The organism is Vibrio sp. 1CM23M (assembly GCF_023161755.1).
Lineage (GTDB): Bacteria > Pseudomonadota > Gammaproteobacteria > Enterobacterales > Vibrionaceae > Vibrio > Vibrio coralliirubri.
Genome location: NZ_JALNTR010000005.1, coordinates 1 through 20,947, shown reverse-complemented (window position 1 = coordinate 20,947; position 20,947 = coordinate 1). Strand labels below are relative to the sequence as shown.

Annotated in this window: 13 protein-coding genes and 1 riboswitch; of the genes, 6 read left to right on the top strand and 7 right to left on the bottom strand. The window is 43.8% G+C overall.

The window, feature by feature from the left end; translation table 11 throughout:
- Window positions 1–15: 15 nt before the first annotated feature.
- From MSG35_RS16050 to MSG35_RS16030, 5 genes are all read right to left on the bottom strand, one after another.
- Window positions 16–348 (bottom strand): hypothetical protein, encoded by a 333-nt coding sequence (locus MSG35_RS16050; RefSeq protein WP_017061346.1) that lies wholly within the window; start codon window positions 346–348, stop codon window positions 16–18.
- Window positions 341–988: a type 4a pilus biogenesis protein PilO gene (gene pilO, locus MSG35_RS16045; RefSeq protein WP_248384534.1), complete on the bottom strand. Its 648-nt coding sequence runs from the start codon at window positions 986–988 to the stop codon at window positions 341–343. Before pilO ends, MSG35_RS16050 begins: the two co-directional genes overlap by 8 nt.
- Window positions 988–2,430 (bottom strand): MSHA biogenesis protein MshI, encoded by a 1,443-nt coding sequence (locus MSG35_RS16040; RefSeq protein WP_248384533.1) that lies wholly within the window; start codon window positions 2,428–2,430, stop codon window positions 988–990. The genes pilO and MSG35_RS16040 overlap by 1 nt, the downstream gene beginning before the upstream one ends.
- Window positions 2,431–2,432: 2 nt before the next feature.
- A complete protein-coding gene (gene csrD / locus MSG35_RS16035; RefSeq protein WP_248384532.1) occupies window positions 2,433–4,448 on the bottom strand; it encodes an RNase E specificity factor CsrD in 2,016 nt (671 codons plus the stop codon).
- A 161-nt stretch (window positions 4,449–4,609) separates the two neighbouring features.
- The gene (locus tag MSG35_RS16030; protein WP_248384531.1) at window positions 4,610–5,176 is read right to left on the bottom strand and encodes a single-stranded DNA-binding protein; all 567 of its coding nucleotides are present in this window, start codon (window positions 5,174–5,176) and stop codon (window positions 4,610–4,612) included.
- 278 nt (window positions 5,177–5,454) lie between these two features.
- Here MSG35_RS16030 and MSG35_RS16025 point away from each other — a divergent pair, with 278 nt between their 5' ends.
- The 4 genes from MSG35_RS16025 to MSG35_RS16010 all read left to right on the top strand — a co-directional run bounded on the left by MSG35_RS16025 (window position 5,455) and on the right by MSG35_RS16010 (window position 11,973).
- Window positions 5,455–6,102, top strand: a complete 648-nt coding sequence (locus tag MSG35_RS16025; RefSeq protein ID WP_029405754.1) for a LuxR C-terminal-related transcriptional regulator — start codon at window positions 5,455–5,457, stop codon at window positions 6,100–6,102.
- 157 nt (window positions 6,103–6,259) lie between these two features.
- Window positions 6,260–7,132 carry a UTP--glucose-1-phosphate uridylyltransferase GalU gene (gene galU, locus MSG35_RS16020; RefSeq protein WP_248384530.1) on the top strand — a complete coding sequence of 291 codons (873 nt, stop codon included), beginning with the start codon at window positions 6,260–6,262 and terminating at the stop codon, window positions 7,130–7,132.
- A 149-nt stretch (window positions 7,133–7,281) separates the two neighbouring features.
- Window positions 7,282–10,113, top strand: coding sequence for an excinuclease ABC subunit UvrA (gene uvrA / locus MSG35_RS16015; protein WP_248384529.1), 2,832 nt, complete (start codon window positions 7,282–7,284; stop codon window positions 10,111–10,113).
- Between the two features lie 96 nt (window positions 10,114–10,209).
- Window positions 10,210–11,973: a PglL family O-oligosaccharyltransferase gene (locus MSG35_RS16010; RefSeq protein WP_248384528.1), complete on the top strand. Its 1,764-nt coding sequence runs from the start codon at window positions 10,210–10,212 to the stop codon at window positions 11,971–11,973.
- A gap of 102 nt (window positions 11,974–12,075) precedes the next feature.
- On the opposite strand, the gene MSG35_RS16005 is transcribed toward MSG35_RS16010, so the two are convergent.
- On the bottom strand, window positions 12,076–13,215 hold the full coding sequence (locus MSG35_RS16005; RefSeq protein ID WP_248384527.1) for an alanine--glyoxylate aminotransferase family protein: 1,140 nt from the start codon (window positions 13,213–13,215) through the stop codon (window positions 12,076–12,078).
- A 176-nt stretch (window positions 13,216–13,391) separates the two neighbouring features.
- Window positions 13,392–13,569, top strand: a riboswitch (Lysine riboswitch).
- A 108-nt stretch (window positions 13,570–13,677) separates the two neighbouring features.
- On the opposite strand from MSG35_RS16005, the gene lysC reads away from it, so the two are divergent.
- Window positions 13,678–15,045: a lysine-sensitive aspartokinase 3 gene (gene lysC, locus MSG35_RS16000; RefSeq protein ID WP_248384526.1), complete on the top strand. Its 1,368-nt coding sequence runs from the start codon at window positions 13,678–13,680 to the stop codon at window positions 15,043–15,045.
- A gap of 115 nt (window positions 15,046–15,160) precedes the next feature.
- Here the strand turns inward: lysC and metH are convergent, their stop codons facing one another.
- Window positions 15,161–18,838 (bottom strand): methionine synthase, encoded by a 3,678-nt coding sequence (gene metH / locus MSG35_RS15995; protein WP_248384525.1) that lies wholly within the window; start codon window positions 18,836–18,838, stop codon window positions 15,161–15,163.
- Window positions 18,839–19,007: 169 nt separating this feature from the next.
- Between metH and MSG35_RS15990 the strand changes: the two genes are divergently transcribed.
- Entirely contained in the window at window positions 19,008–20,288 is a 1,281-nt protein-coding gene (locus MSG35_RS15990) for a sodium:proton antiporter (protein WP_017061334.1), read from the top strand.
- Window positions 20,289–20,947 lie beyond the last annotated feature (659 nt).

The following is a 20,947-nucleotide window of genomic DNA, read 5'->3' as shown; positions in this document are numbered from 1 at the left end:
GTCTTCACTCTAACCTTAATTATTCTTAACATCTAAAGAGAACATCTCTAATTTCCACTGCTTAGAGCTTCTCTGCAGAGTGACGTATTCTGGATCTATGTTCTTAACTCGGTACCCTCTGATCGTTTCCCCTTGTCCGAGAATCTGACCATTCATAATCGCATAGCAAGGCGTATCTCCCTTACACACGATGCTTTCTAAAGAAGGCAAGCGATAACGAGTTGGTGCTTTCTTAGCAGGCGCCGTTTTCTGTTGAGGTGAAAGCCAGCCTAGTGGCGCCGTGGGATCTTGCTCAGCCCACACAAAAGAGCTACTAAATAGCAAGGACAACAAAAGAGTTCTAACCACCGATAAACTCCTGTCTAGTACCTAATGTGTAAACCTCGAACACCAGTCGAGCTTTGGGATACTCTTCTACTGAGTATTCAAATGTGCGCCAGTAGTAACTCACAGGTAAAGACTCAAGTGCTTGAAGGTATGCTGAGATATCAAAGTAACTGCCGGTTAGCTCCATTCTTACAGGGTGAAGAAAGTAGCCTGAATATTCGCTGGTCTCTTTATTGTTCGAAATCGCTTCTGGTTTTAATGACTCTAGCGATTCAAGCTTTAGTCCATTACCGGCGTTAAGAACGCTCTCCAGTAACTGCGACATTTGAGAAGGTGTGATTAATCCATCGACAATCTGAGAAAGCTGAAGAGAGAAATCTTGGCTCTCCAGTAGCAGCTTTTTGTACTCTCGATTAATGTCTTTGTCTGGGTCTTTGTTTAACTTAGCTTGCAGAACAAGTAACTCACCTTGCTGCCTTTGATTCGATTGAGTCAGGCTGGTCGCCTTGGCATTTTTAGCTTGTAGATCGAGATACGCAGGCTCAACCAATAAGGTGAACAACAACATCGATAGGCCAACAAAACCACACACAAAAAGTAGCCATTTTTCTCTTTGACTTAATGCAAGAAACTTATCGCTCAGCTGGTTCCACTGCTGCATTATTTACTCTCCCGACGAGTACTTAGCTCAAACGTCACCACATCCTGATCATTACGGCCAATTTTTAGTTTTTCAAAAGTGCGTCCGACTAAATTAAGCTCACTTTTAAACTGACCAATCCAGTTCGGAACGACATTTGCGTTACGAGCCAAGCCACTAAGATCTAAAGTATCGTGGGTCATGTAGATGTGCGAAAGAGAGATGTCATTTCGGCCTAATTTAGCTAAGGAATTCATGACGCCAGAATACCCGACTTGTTGGGATTCGTCGTATTGCCCAACAGCCTTCAAAGCCTCTTTTTTAGCCTCAGTCTCACGTTTGAGACGCGCAACCGCCGCGACTTTCTCTGGCGACGGTTTATGCTGAGTTAACTTACTATTCAATTGGTTAACTTGCTTGTTAAGTTGATTCGAGTCTTGTTGCAGGGCTGTTAGTTCTTTATCGAGATTAGAAACTTGATACTGTATTGCGAAGTAACCACCAAGCAGCAAAACACAAACTACTCCCCAGCTCGCAACAACATTGGTCAGCGTAAAATATTCTTTTTTAGGCTTAAGGTGTTCTGGGTAAAGATTGACCTTAAACGTCTCTTTTTCCGCTGCGAGTTTAACCAACAAACTCTCTGAATTATCACGCTCACCTTCAACCAACAATGAAACTGTCGAGCTCAATGTACTGTTTAAGGCACTTTGTAACTCTGCTTCATCTTCTTCGTCACAACAGATTTTAAGCTGGTGAAGCTGGGTGCCTTTAATTTGAGAAGAAAGGTAATCAATCGAGCGTTGAAGCTCTAAAGCGAGGCCATCTAACTGCAGAGCACTTGACGCAACACCCGTTAAAGGTGGGACAACACTGCGGATGGTTCTTTGAAAACAAACGGTATTTTCGACAAAGGCACCCAATTTAAAGTGTGAATTGACGCTACGTTGTAAAAGAATGAAATTAGACAGTTCGCCTGCACTGTAACCCCAGATTTCATCTTCAGGAGCAACACCTATTAATTCAACCTGAGCCGAATTAGTGATATTCAAAAGCTTGTCCAACAGCTTTTTAGGCAGGACATATACTTGCAGCTTGTTCGACGTTGGTAACGCGACCGCACTCGCAGTAATTTCCGTGACTCTTTCTGAAACAAGATCTTTGAGTAAAAAAGGCAGTGCTACCGACCATTCACTCTCTGGAATGTCCGGTTTATCAATTTGGTAGGTTTGGTAGTAGTTAGCACAGACAATCAGTTGGACGCTATTACTGGTAAACGCCTCACTGCTAAGCGATTTTTTTAGCGCACTCTCCCAGTCCCCATTAACCACTGGAATGCTGGCTACTTGAGGATCTTGTTCTGTCGATGAAATATAAATGGCGTCATTGCCCAGCAAGACAACTTGCGAGCTACCTTTATTATTCGTTGGCTTTATTTTGTCTAAAATCGCTTTAAAATTCATTCTTAACTACTACTCTTACGCCATCGATTTCTTCGTCCAACTTTGACAACAGATTCCGCTTTCGCGGCCTTTTCTGCTTGATTAGGCAAAGGGATAATTTGTTGTTCTTCGTCGAAATATCTTCCTTGATAGCCGTTAATGCCTAACTCTATCAAGGTATTCTTTTCCTGTTTTGTCTCGACTCCAACGGCAATAACTTGAGTTGGAGAATCACCACACGCCCCAATTAAGCTGCGAACAAACAGTTGGTTCTCATGCCTTTGATCGATTTTCTTTATTAGGCTTCGATGAAGCTTAATATAATTAACCTTCAAATCCTTTATATAGTGAGTGCTAACAATGGTTCGTCCAGCTTGGCCGACCACAACTTTACACCCTAAACCCCGCAGCATCTTTGCCACCGGTCTCATATAATCAAGATGAGCAATCAAGTGCCCTTCTGAAAACTCAAACGCAAGCTGAGATCGGTGTTGAGCAGAGAGCTGTAATAACTCACTCCTAAACCACTTAAAGTGCTGTTTATTAGCAAACGGGGTAACATTCAGATTCACCGAATAGTTAATCGATTGAGTTGATTCTTTCAGAGATTTCAACACAACCTTTAGAACCGATTGGTCCATTTGAGCTTGATAACCCACTTGCTCTACCGCAGGCATAAATCGAGACGATTTCAATAAACCTTTGTCAGAATCCTGAATTCTAGTAAATATTTCTCTATGTAATTCATTGGCTTGACCAGATTCCGGCATAAGATAACACCGCTGAGCAAAGATTACTAAATTTTCAGGAAGCAGCGCTTTATCAAGTAATGTTCTCCAACGAACACTGCCTCTATCAAGCTCATTCTTATTCTCTTTCGGGTAGCGGCTCCAGTTATTAATACGCTCTAACTGAGCACTCTTTAATGCCGTTTCCGTTTCATCCATGATCTGGCTATGACGCTCACCTTCGGTATACATGGTCACACCGATATGACACCAGTTATCCGATTCCAAAGGTTCTGGCGGGGTTAGCTTATCTAACTGCCTTAAACACTGAGCAGCCAAGGTCGCAATATCTTTTGCGCCCTGATGAGGGATAAATACAGCAAAGTCCGCTTCGTAATAACGAGAAAAGATGACATCGGGATAACGCTGAACGATATTCGACAGTACTTCACCGACTTCAATAATAAAGCCGTCAGTGGCTTGCTTGTCGTTAGCATCACTAACTTGCTCCCATTCGTCGATACGTATCAGTAACACACCGCCTCGTGCGCCACTTTCATGCAAGGCCGATTCCAGCTTATTATCGAATAAAACTCGGTTTGCCGTTCCCGTGAGTTTATCTAGGAAGGTGTGAGTACGAATAAATGTATCGAAACGACTTCGTTCTTGACGAGCATCTTGCAGCTCTTCAATCAAGACATCTAAGGCTTCACTTGCGGTATAAGGCCACTCTCGCTCATCTCCCTTTGCATGAGCTTCAACCTGACCGGCCAAGATCATTCTTCCTCGCTCTTCCAAAATCTCAGAACCCATGAGTTGCTCTTTCAACCAACGAACACCGCGAGCAAGACAGAAAAGGACCAATGCGACAGCCAAAGTAATTGACCACATCGCTTCCATTGAGTAGTTGTAGCCAATATAAGGAGGAAGCGCTTTAAATTCGATTCGGTAGCCTTCATTACGCTCTAAAATGAAGCTTTTCTCATAAAGACGATTGGGATCAATTTGTGGGGAAGTATCTTTGAAACGATAAACGATGCCGGTCTTGTTCGAGAGTTTCATCTCAACAATATTGCTCGCCTGCAACATTTTAGGCATCCAGCGCTGCATTGAATACGCGGCGTCGGGGTCTTCCATCTCTTTATCTACAACGTCGACAATGCCAACCAAATAATGGTCTAAATATTCTTGTCCAATACGCTTAAAGGAAAGTGTGCCACCAATAAAAAGAATGAACATCGCGCTGATCACTATCACGGTGACAAATGCGACCAATCGAGTGCTCAATTTTAGTGTCGGGGTATATCTCATGAATAACGAAATCCTTTTCAACTCACATTATACCGTATTGCTACTTATACTATAAATTGACGTTGTAAATAAAGCGTTAAGAATTGTAGGTAACAAAAAGCCGCGATGAACGCGGCTTTTTCCAATTTAATACTGTCTTTATAATATATTAAAAACAGGGCTTAAAATGGGATGTCATCATCAAAATCCATTGGCGGCTCATTATATTGAGGTTGAGCCTGCTGAGGAGCTTGTTGAGGTGCTTTTGGCTGCTGTTGAGCTGGAGCACTGTATTGTTGTTGCTGTTGTTGTGGCTGCTGTGGCTGCTGTGGCTGACCCCAACCACCTTGCTGTTGGTTGTTGCCCATGCCACCTTGAGCAGGAGCACCACCTTGAGCACGGCCGCCAAGCATTTGCATTACACCATTGAAGCCTTGAACAACCACTTCAGTTGTGTAGCGATCTTGACCGCTTTGATCTTGCCATTTACGAGTTTGAAGTTGACCTTCAATGTAAACTTGAGAACCTTTACGTAGGTACTCACCAGCAACTTCCGCTAGCTTGCCAAACAGAGCAACACGGTGCCATTCTGTTTTTTCACGCTGCTCGCCAGTTGCTTTATCACGCCATGACTCTGACGTTGCAATGGTAATGTTCGCTACTGCGCCGCCATTTGGCATGTAACGAATTTCAGGGTCATTACCTAGGTTACCCACTAATATAACTTTGTTAACTCCACGGCTAGCCATGATTTGCTCCGTCTAAATTCATAGTCTCAGAAAGTTTTAGCGCACAAGAATAGCATGCTTTTCTGCAGTGATAAATCGCATTCCTATTCTCTACTCACTACAAAGAATAAAAACGTAACAAATCATGATATTCAGAGCGATGTTGCTTTTTTCTCCACTTACAAACCACTCATTTACTTTGATAATTGATATTCAACGCAAGTCACTATTAAGGAACTAGAGAAGCGAAAGCCTGCATGACAACGTGGAATCTAATTCCCCTTAAACAGGACGTTTCAATGAGAAAATCTCGATACGCTCGCACTTTGCATTTTCTGTGCATCGACCCAAACGACACCTATCTACATGTAAAAGAGATAGAAAAGCACTTATCTATTATTCTCTACAAAATGACACCCGACGAATTAATGCTAGTTGATAGAAAGCAGAGTAACCGGATATTGCTCGTTGATTACAGAGAGGTTCCACAACTATTGATTATTTGTCCTAACCTGACTGTTATGTGGAAAAACCATGAGATCATCTTGTTCAATGTCCCTCAGCAACTTCCGACATCTGAGCTTCTTACCTATGGTGTACTAAAAGGGCTCTTTTACAACACCGAGCAAAAAGACAAGATTGCTCGTGGTCTTCAAGAAGTCATCGATGGTGAGAACTGGTTACCGAGGAAGGTAACCAATCAACTGCTGTTTTATTATCGTAATATGGTCAATACCAACACCACACCAACCAATGTCGATCTAACCATTCGCGAGATCCAGGTAATCCGCTGCCTTCAGTCAGGGTCATCAAACACACAAATTGCCGATGACTTGTTTATTAGTGAGTTCACGGTTAAATCTCACCTTTATCAGATATTCCGTAAGTTGGCGGTCAAAAATAGGGTTCAAGCCATTGCGTGGGCAAACCAGAATCTGCTTGCATAATCGATCCGCCTCTTAATCTGACGATAATTTTGAGGGAAGCTCTAGAAAACCATAGCTATTGTTGCTGAATTTTCGACATAACTTGTGCTAGAGTTGCCCTCAGAAATATCAACCACTCAGGTTGAATCAATAATTATTATAGATAAAGGGTCTTATCATGATCAAAAAGTGCCTTTTCCCAGCGGCTGGCTACGGTACACGTTTTTTACCTGCAACTAAGTCAATGCCTAAAGAAATGATGCCTGTAGTAAACAAACCTCTGATTGAGTACGGTGTAGAGGAAGCTATCGAAGCTGGTATGGATGGAATGTGTATCGTTACTGGCCGTGGCAAACATTCACTGATGGATCACTTTGATAAAAACTACGAGCTTGAGCACCAAATTAGCGGCACCAATAAAGAAGATTTGCTGTTCAATATTCGTGAGACGATTGAAGCGGCAAACTTCACCTACATTCGCCAACGTGAAATGAAAGGCCTTGGTCATGCTATCTTGACTGGTCGTGAGCTTGTAGGTGATGAGCCTTTTGCAGTAGTGCTTGCTGATGACCTTTGTGTGAACGAACAACAAGGCGTACTGGCTCAAATGGTTGCGCTATACAAACAGTTCCGTTGTTCTATTGTTGCTGTACAAGAAGTACCTGAAGAAGAAACTCATAAGTACGGTGTTATCTCTGGCGAAATGATCAAAGATGACCTTTTCCGAGTTGATGACATGGTAGAGAAGCCAGAGCAAGGCACAGCACCAAGCAACCTAGCGATCATCGGTCGTTATATTCTGACTCCAGATATCTTTGAATTAATCGAGCAGACAGAACCGGGTAAAGGCGGCGAAATCCAGATCACTGATGCTCTATTAAAACAGGCAAAAGCAGGTTGTGTATTGGCTTACAAATTTAAAGGCCAGCGTTTTGACTGTGGTAGTGTTGAAGGCTATATCGAAGCAACAAACTACTGCTTCGAGAACCTATACAAGAAAGACCAGCAGCAAATCGAGCTAGGTAAACATTCGACAAAGAAAGAAGCATAACGACTGGTTTATCACTAACGTTACTGATTTTAGGAAGGGCGACTCTTTGAGTTGCCCTTTTTGTTTACTGTTTTTTTATCCAGTAAAACTTTGCACAAATCTCACTCTATGTAATACTTTAGCCACTTAAAATTACATGGTCTATTGAGATGGATAAAATAGAAATTAGAGGCGCTCGTACGCATAACCTCAAAGACGTCAACCTAACCATTCCACGTGACAAACTGACTGTCATCACCGGATTGTCAGGCTCAGGAAAGTCTTCACTTGCGTTTGACACACTCTACGCAGAAGGTCAGCGTCGTTATGTTGAGTCTCTGTCTGCTTACGCTCGTCAATTTCTATCTCTTATGGAAAAGCCTGATGTCGACCATATTGAAGGCCTGTCTCCAGCAATCTCAATAGAACAAAAGTCGACCTCACATAACCCTCGTTCAACCGTCGGTACCATTACTGAAGTCTATGACTACCTTAGATTATTGTATGCGCGAGTTGGCGAACCTCGCTGTCCAGATCACAACATCCCTCTAGCAGCACAAACCATCAGCCAAATGGTCGATAAGGTCTTAGAGCTGCCTGAAGGTTCAAAGATGATGTTAATGGCACCGATCGTTAAAGAGCGTAAGGGCGAACACGTCAAGACACTTGAGAACTTAGCTGCGCAAGGCTTTATTCGAGCGCGTATTGATGGTGAAACCTGTGATCTATCCGATCCACCAGCACTTGAACTTCATAAGAAGCACACCATTGAAGTTGTGGTAGACAGATTCAAGGTTCGTCCTGATCTTCAACAGCGTTTAGCCGAGTCATTCGAGACCACATTAGAGCTATCTGGCGGCATCGCTGTCGTCGGCTGGATGGACGAAACAGATCAAGAAGAGATCGTATTTTCTGCTAACTTCGCTTGTCCAAAATGTGGTTACAGCATGCAGGAGCTTGAGCCTCGCCTGTTCTCATTTAATAACCCGGCAGGTGCCTGTGGTACTTGTGATGGCCTTGGTGTTCAACAGTATTTTGATCCAAGTCGAGTGATTTTAGATGAGAACCTAAGCATTGCTGAAGGTGCGATCAAAGGCTGGGATCAAAAGAACTACTACTATTTCCAGATGCTAACATCGTTGTCAGAACATTATGGTTTTGACCTGTATGCACCATTTAATTCTCTACCGAAAAAGACTCAAGAGATCATTCTAAAAGGATCAAGTCGTACTGAAGTGGAATTCAAGTACATCAATGACCGAGGTGATATTCGAGTTAAACGCCACCCATTCGAAGGAATATTAAATACCTTAGAGCGTCGTTACCGTGATACTGAATCTAGCGCGGTGCGTGAAGACCTGGCCAAATACATCTCAACCAAATCGTGTTCTAGCTGTGATGGCACTCGCCTGAGATTAGAAGCTCGCAATGTTTTCATTGGTGATACCACACTGCCAGAAATCGTTGAACTTAGCATTGCTGACGCACTACAATTTTTCCAAGAATTGAAGCTAGACGGTCAGCGTGGGCAGATCGCAGATAAAGTGATGAAAGAGATCAATGACCGTCTGCATTTCTTGGTCAACGTTGGTTTGAACTACCTTAACCTATCACGCAGTGCTGAAACGCTGTCTGGTGGTGAGGCGCAACGTATTCGCTTGGCGAGTCAAATCGGCGCCGGTTTAGTTGGCGTTATGTATGTACTGGATGAGCCATCAATTGGACTCCACCAGCGCGATAATGAACGTCTATTGCAAACCTTGATTCACCTAAGAGACTTAGGTAATACCGTGCTTGTTGTGGAACATGACGAAGATGCAATTCGTTGTGCTGACCATGTTATCGATATCGGCCCTGGTGCAGGGGTACACGGTGGTCACGTGGTTGCAGAAGGTACCATGCAAGACATCATCGACACCCCGAACTCTTTGACAGGTCAGTACCTGAGCGGTGCTAAAGAAATTGCAGTACCTGAAAAGAGAACACCTATCGACAAGAAAAAGGTCGTAGAGATCGTTGGCGCAACAGGGAACAACCTAAAGAATGTGACTGCGACGATTCCTGTTGGCTTGTTCAGCTGTATTACGGGTGTATCAGGTTCGGGTAAATCAACGCTGATCAATGACACCTTCTTTAAAGTCGCCCACACTCAATTAAACGGTGCTACGACTGCAGTTCCGGCACAGCACAAAAAGATTAAAGGGTTAGAGCATTTTGATAAGGTGATCGACATAGATCAAAGCCCTATCGGTCGCACCCCTAGATCAAATCCTGCGACCTACACCGGCATTTTCACCCCTATCCGAGAGTTATTCGCAGGCACTCAGGAATCACGTTCTCGTGGTTACAAGCCAGGTCGATTCAGCTTTAACGTTCGTGGTGGTCGTTGTGAGGCTTGTCAGGGCGATGGCGTAATCAAGGTAGAGATGCACTTCTTGCCAGATGTGTATGTTCCTTGTGATGTGTGTAAAGGTAAGCGCTATAATCGTGAGACTCTAGAGGTCCGCTACAAGGGGAAAACCATAGACGAAGTTCTAGAGATGACCGTAGAAGATGCTCGAGAATACTTTAACCCTGTGCCTGTTATCGCTCGTAAGCTGCAAACATTGATGGATGTTGGCCTTTCTTACATTCGCCTCGGACAAGCAGCAACAACCTTATCTGGTGGTGAAGCTCAGCGTGTTAAGTTGGCGCGTGAGTTATCGAAGCGAGACACGGGGAAAACCTTATACATTCTTGATGAGCCAACAACAGGTCTTCATTTCCACGATATCCAGCAGCTGTTAACGGTGCTACATAGACTGCGTGATCACGGTAATACGGTTGTCGTGATTGAACACAACCTAGATGTCGTTAAAACAGCAGACTGGATCCTAGATCTCGGCCCTGAAGGTGGTCAAGGTGGTGGTGATATTGTTGCAGAAGGTACACCTGAAGATGTGGCGTTAGTCGAAGGTTCACACACTGCTCGCTTCCTTAAGCCTATGTTAAATTTGAAGTAGGTGTAAAATAGCGCCCTGCGAGCAGACAGAAAAATGTTAAAGTAACAGAGCTTGTTTCAGAAGAAACAAGCTCTGTTTTTATAAGGTTAGGGATTTATGGCAACAATACACACTAGCGGTACCCAGCTAGAAAATCAGGTCACTCAGCTACCACTCAACAAAGCATTTCTGGCTTCTTTAGCTGTTGTATTCTTGTTAGCTATGCATTTTTTCATGCCGAATCCTGGTGGTTCGGGCCTTGCTCTATCCTTTAACCCAACAACTTGGCTAGCGCTAAGCTTCACGCTAGCGATTGGCTTTTACCAACTCGCAACCAATCGAGTACTCAAGTATTCCAAATTAACAATTGGTTTGTTGATTAGCTGCATCATACTCACACTACCTATTTTATACAGTAATGCTGCACCTCAAGGAGCGTCAGGACGCTTGCTTGGGTTATGGGCAGGCTTTGCATTATTTGTAGTGTTGCAGCAATTTAAGTTCAGCAATAAACACAAGCAGCGCATGTTGTGGTTCATTGTGCTTGCTGTGGTTATACAAGCACTGTTTGGCTATGTGCAATATTTCTTATTAGAGCCTGGTAACCTATTTGGCTACAACACAGCGGCAAACCGACCATATGGGATATTTCAACAACCGAATGTAATGGCAAGCTTTCTTGCTACTGGTTTTGTGCTGTCCGCTTACCTTTTAGCAAGACAGCCTGCTAAATATAACCATAAGATCAGCGAATCATTCCTACTGTATTTAACTCCAACCTTAACCGTGCCCTTGCTGATCATCATTGCATCACGTACCGGATGGTTGGCCGCTGTCATTGGTTTTGTCTGCATTCTGCCCTATCTATACAAGTTCTCGACCAAGAAACGCTTCTACGGATGGTGCGCATCAGTGCTCGTCGGTGTCGTCGTCGCTTTTACGGTGATCAGCCTCAGTGCTACAGATAGTATCGCTAGCAAGAAAGCAAACCTAGAAAGCCCGCGTGCTTATACGTTCCCACAAGCTCTAGATATGATGATCGAAAAGCCATTCACAGGTTATGGTTACGGGAAATTTGAGTCTGAATACACGCTATATACGGCTCGCCAACATCAACTCAACTCGAACTATCACCCTGGTCTTCCTTCAATGGATCACCCGCACAATGAGTTCCTGTTTTGGGGAGTGGAAGGGGGAATGGTGCCAATCATCGGGATCTTGATTGCTGCAATATTGGTGATGTCACGCATAGCAAGTTCTACAAAGGGAACGCGTCTAGCCCTGCTCGCTTTATTTATCCCGATCCTGTTGCACTCTCAACTTGAGTATCCTTTTTACCACTCGGCGATTCACTGGATAACATTCATTATTTTGATTTACTGGGTCGATCAACGCTCTTCCCGACATTATCAACAGCCGTTCAGTATCATCAGTAAAACCCTGTTTAGAGTCTCGAGCTTAGTGATACCTATCTTGGTCAGTTTTTATATGTTGAGCGCCCTGCATACCAACTATGTACTGACTAAGTTTGAACTGTCTAAACCTAAGAACCCAGATATCCTTAAGCAGGTAACGAACCCCGTAGTGTGGAAAGATCGCTACGATTGGGACATATACAGCACTTACCTTAATATTGGCCTCTACAAAGCCGACCCAAGTCTTATACAGCCTTACATCGATTGGTCACTGGAGATCATAAAGAGCAAACCAAGACCGGCTTTCTACAGCAATCTGATTCTGGCGTATCAAGGCCTAGGTGAAGAAAGTAAGGCAGAGCAAATTCGTAGCGAAGCAAACTTTTTGTTCCCTAACAGAGACTTTTCAAAGGTTCAGTATAAGAAAGTGTCACAAGCAGAAGATAACGTTTCGTCTGCTGAATAATATTTAGACCTCACAACTAAAATATCATTTAGGAGCTTGGGGGTAGATACCAAAAAGCGCACGATCTCTCGTGCGCTTTTTTTATTTTTCAGTTTATTGACGCTATTTCAAAACATCTTTTAGCGCTTTTAGACACAACGCGACATTCTCTTTACGAGCGCCGTAGCCCATTAGGCCGATACGCCATGCCTTACCAGCCAAAGAGCCAAGCCCTGCACCGATTTCAAGATTATATTCTTCTAAAAGCTGCGTTCTGATCTTAGCCTCATCAATTCCTTCTGGGAAATAAAGTGCGTTAAGCTGCGGCAAGCGGCTCTCTTCATCAACCACAAATTTTAACCCTAGAGCTTCTACACCTTCTTTAAGCTCTTGGTGCATCGCATGGTGACGAGACCACGCATTGTCTAGGCCTTCATTTTTCAACAAAACCAGCGACTCATGCAGAGCATAAAGGCTGTTCACGGGTGCGGTATGGTGGTAACTACGCTTACCTTCTCCACTCCAGTAACCTAATACTAAACTTTGATCCAAAAACCAGCTTTGCACTGGTGCTTTACGGGCTTTCATTTTATCAACTGCACGCTGAGAGAAAGTCACCGGAGATAGCCCTGGCACACAAGACAGACACTTTTGGCTGCCAGAATAAACCGCATCAAGCTGCCAATCATCAACCAGCAATGGAACACCCCCTAATGATGTCACCGCATCAACAATCGTTAACGCATCAAACTGACGAGCGATAGCAGAAATAGCTTGAGCATCAGATAGCGCTCCAGTAGACGTCTCTGCATGCACAAATGCAACAGCAACGGCATCGGGGTTTTCTGCCAATGCTTGTTCTACCTTTTCAACTGAAACGGGCTTGCCCCACTCGTCATCAACAAGGATGGCTTCGCCACCACAACGCACCACGTTTTCTCGCATACGCTCACCGAAGACACCGTTACGACAAACAATCACCTTTTCACCAGGCTCAATCAAGTTAACAAAACAGGTCTCCATACCCGCACTGCCCGGTGCAGAAACGGCAATCGTAAATTCGTTTTCTGTCTGAAAAGCGTATTTAAGAAGCTGTTTAAGCTCATCCATCATCGCAATAAACAGCGGATCTAGGTGGCCTATGGTTGGACGGCTCAAAGCCTGTAGCACTTGAGGTGAAATATCAGAAGGACCTGGTCCCATTAACGTTCGGTGTGGTGGATAAAAGCTATCGATAGCAGTAGTGAGTGTTAAATTAGACATGTACATCCCTTACGTTAATGTTGTGAACAATCCACCCTAAAGCAAATTGATTACCTCAGCAATTAGCCATAAGTATTGAGGTCAAACCACTGTCACATAATTGTTAAAATTATTTTTCAATTATCTCAAGTTACGGATTGACATTGTTACCACAAAAACGTTCAATGAAACGGCTATCTAGCAGAAGAGGAGCACTGCCCAGGCAGATGTTTTGTGGAACCGCATTTCCAATACAAAACATTTATGGGGAGCAGTGCCGAGATAATAAAAGGATGCAGGACCTTTATTATCGGTTGAGCGGGCTGAATCCCTTCAACTGTCGCCATTTCTATATGGTGAAGAGCTTCTGAGGTTACTATTCTAATAATTCCTCTCTTTTTGCTCTAAAACTCTCTTCGAAAAACATCGGACGTTGGATTACCCAACCGTAATTTTATTTTAGGAAGTCGTGGGAGATATATCGTGAGTGCATCTAATGTAGCTGGTTCTTTTAATGTCGCTAAGTTTGGTGGAACAAGTGTTGCCAACTTTGAAGCAATGAGCCGTTGTGCTGCCATTATTGAAAACAACTCAAACACGAAACTGGTCGTGAGTAGTGCATGCTCTGGTGTCACTAACTTGCTGGTTGAACTGGCAAATGGTGTTCAAGACAAAGCTCGTCGTCAGGAACTAATGGCGCAATTAGCGGACATTCATAACGCAATTCTTGACCAACTCTCAGACCCAATCAGCATCGAAAAAGAAGTTCACAGCACTCTTGATGACATTGCGAGCGCTGCAGAGGCTGCATCATTCCAAACAAGCACTAAACTGACGGATCACCTTGTCGCATGTGGCGAGTTAATGTCGACACACATCTTGGCTCAGATCATTCGTGAACGAGGCACTCCTGCTGTTCGCTTTGATATCAGAGATGTGATGCGTACTAATGATGATTTTGGTAAAGCCGAACCTCAACTAGAAGATATTGCCGCTCTAGCGCAGGAGAAACTTATTCCACTTTGCCAACAACAAGTTGTCGTTACCCAAGGTTTTATCGGCGCTGATAGCGAAGGTAACACCACGACTTTAGGCCGCGGTGGCAGTGATTACTCAGCAGCACTGATTGCCGAATCTGTACAGGCGATTGGTCTAGAAATCTGGACGGATGTTCCGGGTATTTACACCACTGACCCTCGTATTGCACCTAAAGCTTCTCCTATCCCAGAGATCAGCTTTAGTGAAGCATCGGAAATGGCAAACTTTGGTGCGAAGATCTTGCATCCATCGACTCTAGTTCCTGCACTACGTCACCAAATCCCGGTATTTGTCGGCTCTTCTAAAGCACCAGAGTTAGGTGGTACTTGGATTCGTCAACAAGTTGAGAGCTCTCCTCTATTTAGAGCGCTTGCCCTACGCTGCAACCAAACCATGGTTACACTCCGTAGCGCTAACATGTTCCATGCCTATGGCTTCTTGGCAAAAGTGTTCGAGATCCTTGCTAAACATAAGATCTCTGTCGATCTTATCACTACCTCAGAGATCAGTGTGTCACTTACTCTTGATCAAACAGACACATCAGGTGGTGCTCCTGAGTTACCTGAAGCCGCTCGCCTTGAGCTTGAAGAACTGTGTTCTGTCGATATTGAATACGACCTATGCCTTGTTGCGCTTATTGGTAATAACATGAGTGAAAGCAAAGGCTATGCGAAGCAGGTATTCGGCACTCTTGAAGATTTCAACCTACGCATGATTTGTTACGGAGCAAGCCCACACAACCTGTGTTTCTTGCTAGATGAATCTGTTTCTAAGTTGGCGATTCAAAAACTTCACCAAGAGTTATTTGAATAGAAAGTCCGTTTATCATCGACAGATAAATAACTAAATCACAAATACAAAAAGGGTTGCCATTCAGCAACCCTTTCTCTTTTTAACTTTACGAATCAAAGCTCGTTATAGATTCACACTAGTTAATGTTTGGACCTAACCACTTCTCGGCTTCTAACATGTCCCAACCTTTGCGGTCAGCATAGCTATCCACTTGATCCTGTTGAATCTGAGCAATCGCAAAGTATCTAGCATCAGGGTGTGAGAAGTACATACCAGACACTGAGGCACCAGGCCACATTGCATAGCTCGTCGTTAGCGACATGTCGATTGCTTTTTCAACATCCATCAACTCCCACAACGTGCCTTTCTCTGTATGTTCAGGGCAAGCAGGGTAACCTGGAGCTGGACGAATACCTTGGTACTTCTCTCGAATCAAATCGTCGTTAGACAAATCCTCATCTGGCGAGTAACCCCAAATATCCTTTCTCACTTCTTTATGCAGATACTCCGCGAACGCTTCAGCCAATCGGTCAGCAACCGCCTGAATCATAATTGCGTTGTAGTCATCGCCTTTCGCTTTGTATTCATCAGCCAGCTCTCGCTCACCAATACCGCCCGTTACCGCAAAGCCACCAATCCAGTCCGCTTTACCACTTTCTTTTGGCGCAATGTAATCTGACAGGCAATAGTTAAAACCTTTTGGTTTCTCTGTTTGTTGACGAAGATTGTGTAGAACTTTTAGAACTTCGGTACGAGATTCATCGGTATACACCTCAATATCATCACCAACACTGTTCGCTGGGAACATGGCACACATGCCACGCGCTTCAAGCAGCTTCTCTTTCTCTACACGATCGAGTAAATCATTGGCATCTTTGAATAAACGTTTTGCCTCTTCACCCACTTCTTCATGGTCTAAAATAGCTGGGTACTTACCAACCAATGACCATGTCATAAAGAATGGAGTCCAATCGATGTACTGACGCAAAGTCGCCACATCAAAATCATTTAAGATGTGAATTCCCGGTTTAGCGGGTGCCGGTGGCGTATACGCGTCCCAATCGATAGCGACTTTATTGGCACGAGCTCTCTCTAGTGTGACCGGCTTGGTGCGCGGCTTCTTACGATTGTGCTGATCTCGAACGCGGTCGTAATCGATATCCAGCTTCTCAACAAAAGCGGGTTTCAATTCATCAGAAAGTAGTGAAGTACAAACACCCACTGCACGCGAGGCATTATTTACGTATACAACAGGTTCTGAGTAATTCTGCTCAATCTTAACTGCTGTGTGTGCTTTAGATGTGGTTGCACCGCCAATCAGAAGAGGCAGTTTGAAACCCTGTCTCTCCATCTCTTTAGCAACGTGTACCATTTCATCAAGAGACGGTGTAATCAGTCCAGACAGACCAATAATGTCGACATTCTCTTCTTTCGCTACCTTGAGAATCTTCTCACAAGAAACCATCACACCTAAGTCGATAATTTCGTAGTTATTACACTGCAAAACCACGCCAACGATATTTTTACCAATATCGTGAACATCGCCTTTTACAGTCGCAAGTAAGATTTTTCCGTTAGTTGCACCAACGTCTTTGGTTGCATTAATAAATGGCTCTAGATGAGCTACCGCCTGCTTCATAACACGGGCAGATTTCACCACTTGAGGAAGGAACATCTTGCCTTCACCAAATAGGTCACCAACAACGTTCATGCCGTCCATTAGAGGACCTTCAATCACCTCGATAGGGCGAGAGGCATTAACACGAGCTTCTTCTGTATCTTCAACAATAAAGTCGGTAATACCTTTCACTAAAGAGTGTTCTAAGCGCTTTTCTACTGGCCAGGTACGCCACTCTAAAGCCGATTTATCTTCAACTTTTCCAACAGCACGCTCCAGATATTCAGTCGCGATATCGAGTAAGCGCTCAGTTGAGTCGTCTCGGCGGTTTAGAACCACATCTTCAACGGCTTCACGCAGATCTTCTGGAACATTATCGTAAATTTCCAACTGACCAGCGTTTACAATGCCCATATCCATACCGTTTTTAAAACAGTGATACAGGAATACCGCGTGAATAGCCTCACGGACGTAGTTATTACCGCGGAATGAGAATGAAACATTCGACACGCCACCAGAGATCATCGCATGCGGGAGATCGCGTTTGATGTCCCCTACTGCCTCAATGAAATCAACCGCATAGTTGTTATGTTCATCGATACCCGTCGCCACTGCGAAAATATTCGGGTCAAAAATAATATCTTCTGGTGGGAAACCTACCTCTTCAACAAGAATATTGTAGGCATTAGTACAAATCTCAACCTTACGCTCTCGAGTATCAGCTTGGCCAACTTCATCGAACGCCATCACGATCACAGCAGCACCATATCGGCGAACCAGTTTCGCTTGTTCGACAAACTTCTCTTTCCCTTCTTTCAATGAGATAGAGTTAACGATGCCTTTACCCTGAATACATTTCAGACCCGCTTCAATAACTTCCCATTTTGAAGAGTCGACCATGACTGGCACTTTCGAGATCTCAGGCTCAGATGCACATAGATTAAGGAATTTAACCATACACGCCTCAGCGTCTAGCATCCCTTCATCCATGTTGATATCGATAATTTGAGCGCCATTCTCAACTTGCTCTCGAGCCACACTCAAAGCTTCATCATAGAGTTCTTCTTTGATAAGGCGTTTAAAGCGAGCAGAGCCCGTCACGTTAGTTCGCTCACCCACGTTAACAAACAGAGATTCCTTAGAAATCGTCAATGGCTCTAAGCCAGAGAGGCGACAAGAGACGGGTAAATCTGGTAGTTGGCGCGGTGTTACGCCTTCAACAGCTTTTGCCATTTGGCGTATATGTTCTGGCGTCGTACCACAACAACCACCAATTAGGTTCAAGAAACCACTTTCAGCCCATTCCTTAACGTGTTCAGCCATATCTTCTGGAGAAAGGTCATACTCGCCAAATGCGTTAGGTAAACCTGCGTTAGGGTGAGCAGAAACATGACACTCGGAGATACGAGACATCTCACCGACATACTCACGCAGTTCATCAGGGCCCAATGCACAGTTCAATCCAAATGAGATTGGTTTTACATGACGAAGGGCGTTGTAGAATGCTTCTGTCGTCTGCCCTGAAAGCGTACGACCTGATGCGTCAGTGATGGTACCGGAAATCATCACTGGAAGAGCAATACCCACTTCTTCAAAAACAGATTCAACGGCAAATGCACACGCTTTTGCGTTTAACGTATCGAAGATAGTTTCAATAAGTATTAAGTCTGAACCGCCCTTAATGAGCGCACGTGTCGATTCAGAATAAGCTTCAACCAGTTCGTCAAAGCTAACATTACGGTAACCTGGATCGTTTACATCAGGGGATATAGAACAAGTTCGGTTGGTTGGACCTAATACACCCGCAACGAAGCGAGGCTTGTCTGGGGTCTTTGCGGTCCATTCATCAGCTGCTTCACGAGCAAGCTTGGCAGCAGCAAAGTTAATCTCTTCACTAAGGCTTTCCATATCATAGTCGGCCATAGCGATGGTTGTAGCGTTAAAGGTATTGGTTTCGAGGATGTCTGCCCCAGCTTCCAAGTATTCTGAATGGATATCTTTGATAAGCTTAGGCTGTGTAAGAACTAAAAGGTCATTGTTGCCCTTCAAGTCACTGTGCCAATCAGCAAAGCGTTCACCACGATAGTCTTGCTCTTCCAATTTATAATCCTGAATCATGGTGCCCATACCACCATCAATCAGTAAAATTCGTTGCTTCAACAGAGCGTCAATCTTTTGCCTTACATTACTTCCCACGGTACAACCTCATTCCTTTAATTATCCCTCCATCCTATCACACATTAAAAAGGAGTCTAGACGTCTAAAAAAGGAAATTGATTACTGAGTCATGACAAAAAAATGTTTGCTATTTGAGCATGAGACAACGAAAATTCATATTCATACTTTGTTACATGTTGGAATCCCAATGTCGGTCTATTACACCTTATGCTTCTTGTCCGCTGCAGCCATGCTTATTGCTTTCGTTAATACCAAAATTGGTAAAATGCAGACAACCATCGCCATCACAGCTGGCTCAATGATGTTATCTCTATTGATTATCATTGCGGGACAAAACAATTGGTTCCAACTGGCTGACATCGCCTCAGAAACCGTTGCCAGTATCAACTTTGAAGATTTCCTACTAAAGGGAATATTGGGCTTCTTACTCTTTGCCGGTGGTTTAGGGATTAAGTTACCAAATTTAAAAGACCAGAAATGGGAAATAACAGTACTCGCGTTAGGTGCTACGCTGTTTTCAACCTTCTTTATCGGTTTTGTGCTGTACGGGTTCTGTCAGTTCATCGGTATTCAATTTGATCTGATTTACTGCCTACTCTTTGGCTCGCTAATATCTCCAACCGACCCAATCGCCGTGTTAGCAATAGTAAAGAAGCTCGATGCGCCCAGAAGAATCTCTACTCAAATCGAAGGAGAGTCTCTATTTAACGATGGTTTTGGCTTAGTGATCTTCGTAACCCTATTTACTATCGCATTTGGTACAGAAGCACCAACCGTCGGTAGTGTGACCATGCTATTCGTTCAAGAGGCAATTGGCGGCATCGTCTACGGTTTTGTTTTAGGTCTTGTATTCCATTACCTCATCAGCAACACCGATGACCACTCTATGGAGTTGCTATTAACCATCGGCATCCCAACTGCTGGTTATGCGTTTGCTGAAGTTCTACATGTATCAGGACCATTAGCCATGGTTGTCTCAGGTATCATGATTGGTAACTGGACTCGCTTTATCGGATTCTCGAAAGAGAGTGAAGATCACCTAGATCATTTCTGGGAATTGATAGATGAATTCTTAAACGGCGTATTATTCCTATTAATTGGTATGTCGATGCTGTTGTTCAAATTCCACCAAGAAGACTGGATCTTAATGGCGTTCGCAGTCCCTCTAGTATTGAGTGCACGTTACTTAAGTGTTTTCTTGTCTTACATCGGATTTAAACGCTTTAGAACTTACAACCCGTGGTCGATTAAGATTCTAACTTGGGGTGGCTTACGCGGTGGCTTAGCTTTAGCCATGGCACTTTCTATCCCTTCAGGTATCTGGGTAATTGAAGACAAAGCAATAGATGTAAAAGAGATAATCCTTGTCATGACATACGCCGTTGTTGTGTTCTCTATTCTAGTTCAAGGCTCAACAATCACTCCTATGATAGAGAAAGCAAAACAAGCAGAGAAAGAGCTAGATTAACACCTAGATAGATCAACCAAGGCCGCCTACTTTAGGTGGCCTTTTTTATACCCAATGGAAGTCAAACTCACCAATTCCCATACTGAAGCTATCGCTGAAAGGTATGCGTGGAACATAGAGCTCATATCGATATTTGATACCGCTAGTATTTGAGTAATCGAAAGCCTTAATGTGGGTGCCTAGAACTCTTCAAGGAGCTTAAGTCATACGAAGAACTCGTTCTTCTATGCACTCACGAGTCTAACCAATAAACCACTTCCAAGATTATATAAGTATCAATCGAACGGATTCATGTTTCACCTGGAAACACAAATAACGGGGATCAATGTCTCGCTAGAATAGCGTTAGTTATTAACTAACAGAACTACAGAGCAAAATGAGTGTTGAGTAGGTAGAGATAACTACAGGAGTACTTGGAGCTTCCAGCATTACTTCTAAAAATGACAAGAATAATAAAGGATCTAGCATTTCTGTTGAGGCTTAGTATATGGGAGGAGTGGAGGTTTAACTCCCAACATGCACTATTTTGGTAGGTCGGGGGATCCGCTGCTCTGCTAATGGCGTATATTGGCTTCAGAAAGTAAAAAGGCTCTAGCATTTCTGCTAGAGCCTTAAATATGGCAGGGGTGGAGAGATTCGAACTCCCAACACGCGGATTT

Coding starts and splice junctions, on each gene's coding strand:
- MSG35_RS16005 (WP_248384527.1), bottom strand. CDS start 13,215: ATGTCTAATTTAACACTCACTACTGCTATCGATAGCTTTTATCCACCA.
- MSG35_RS15990 (WP_017061334.1), top strand. CDS start 19,008: ATGTCGGTCTATTACACCTTATGCTTCTTGTCCGCTGCAGCCATGCTT.
- uvrA (WP_248384529.1), top strand. CDS start 7,282: ATGGATAAAATAGAAATTAGAGGCGCTCGTACGCATAACCTCAAAGAC.
- MSG35_RS16025 (WP_029405754.1), top strand. CDS start 5,455: ATGAGAAAATCTCGATACGCTCGCACTTTGCATTTTCTGTGCATCGAC.
- csrD (WP_248384532.1), bottom strand. CDS start 4,448: ATGAGATATACCCCGACACTAAAATTGAGCACTCGATTGGTCGCATTT.
- pilO (WP_248384534.1), bottom strand. CDS start 988: ATGCAGCAGTGGAACCAGCTGAGCGATAAGTTTCTTGCATTAAGTCAA.
- MSG35_RS16040 (WP_248384533.1), bottom strand. CDS start 2,430: ATGAATTTTAAAGCGATTTTAGACAAAATAAAGCCAACGAATAATAAA.
- MSG35_RS16030 (WP_248384531.1), bottom strand. CDS start 5,176: ATGGCTAGCCGTGGAGTTAACAAAGTTATATTAGTGGGTAACCTAGGT.
- MSG35_RS16010 (WP_248384528.1), top strand. CDS start 10,210: ATGGCAACAATACACACTAGCGGTACCCAGCTAGAAAATCAGGTCACT.
- galU (WP_248384530.1), top strand. CDS start 6,260: ATGATCAAAAAGTGCCTTTTCCCAGCGGCTGGCTACGGTACACGTTTT.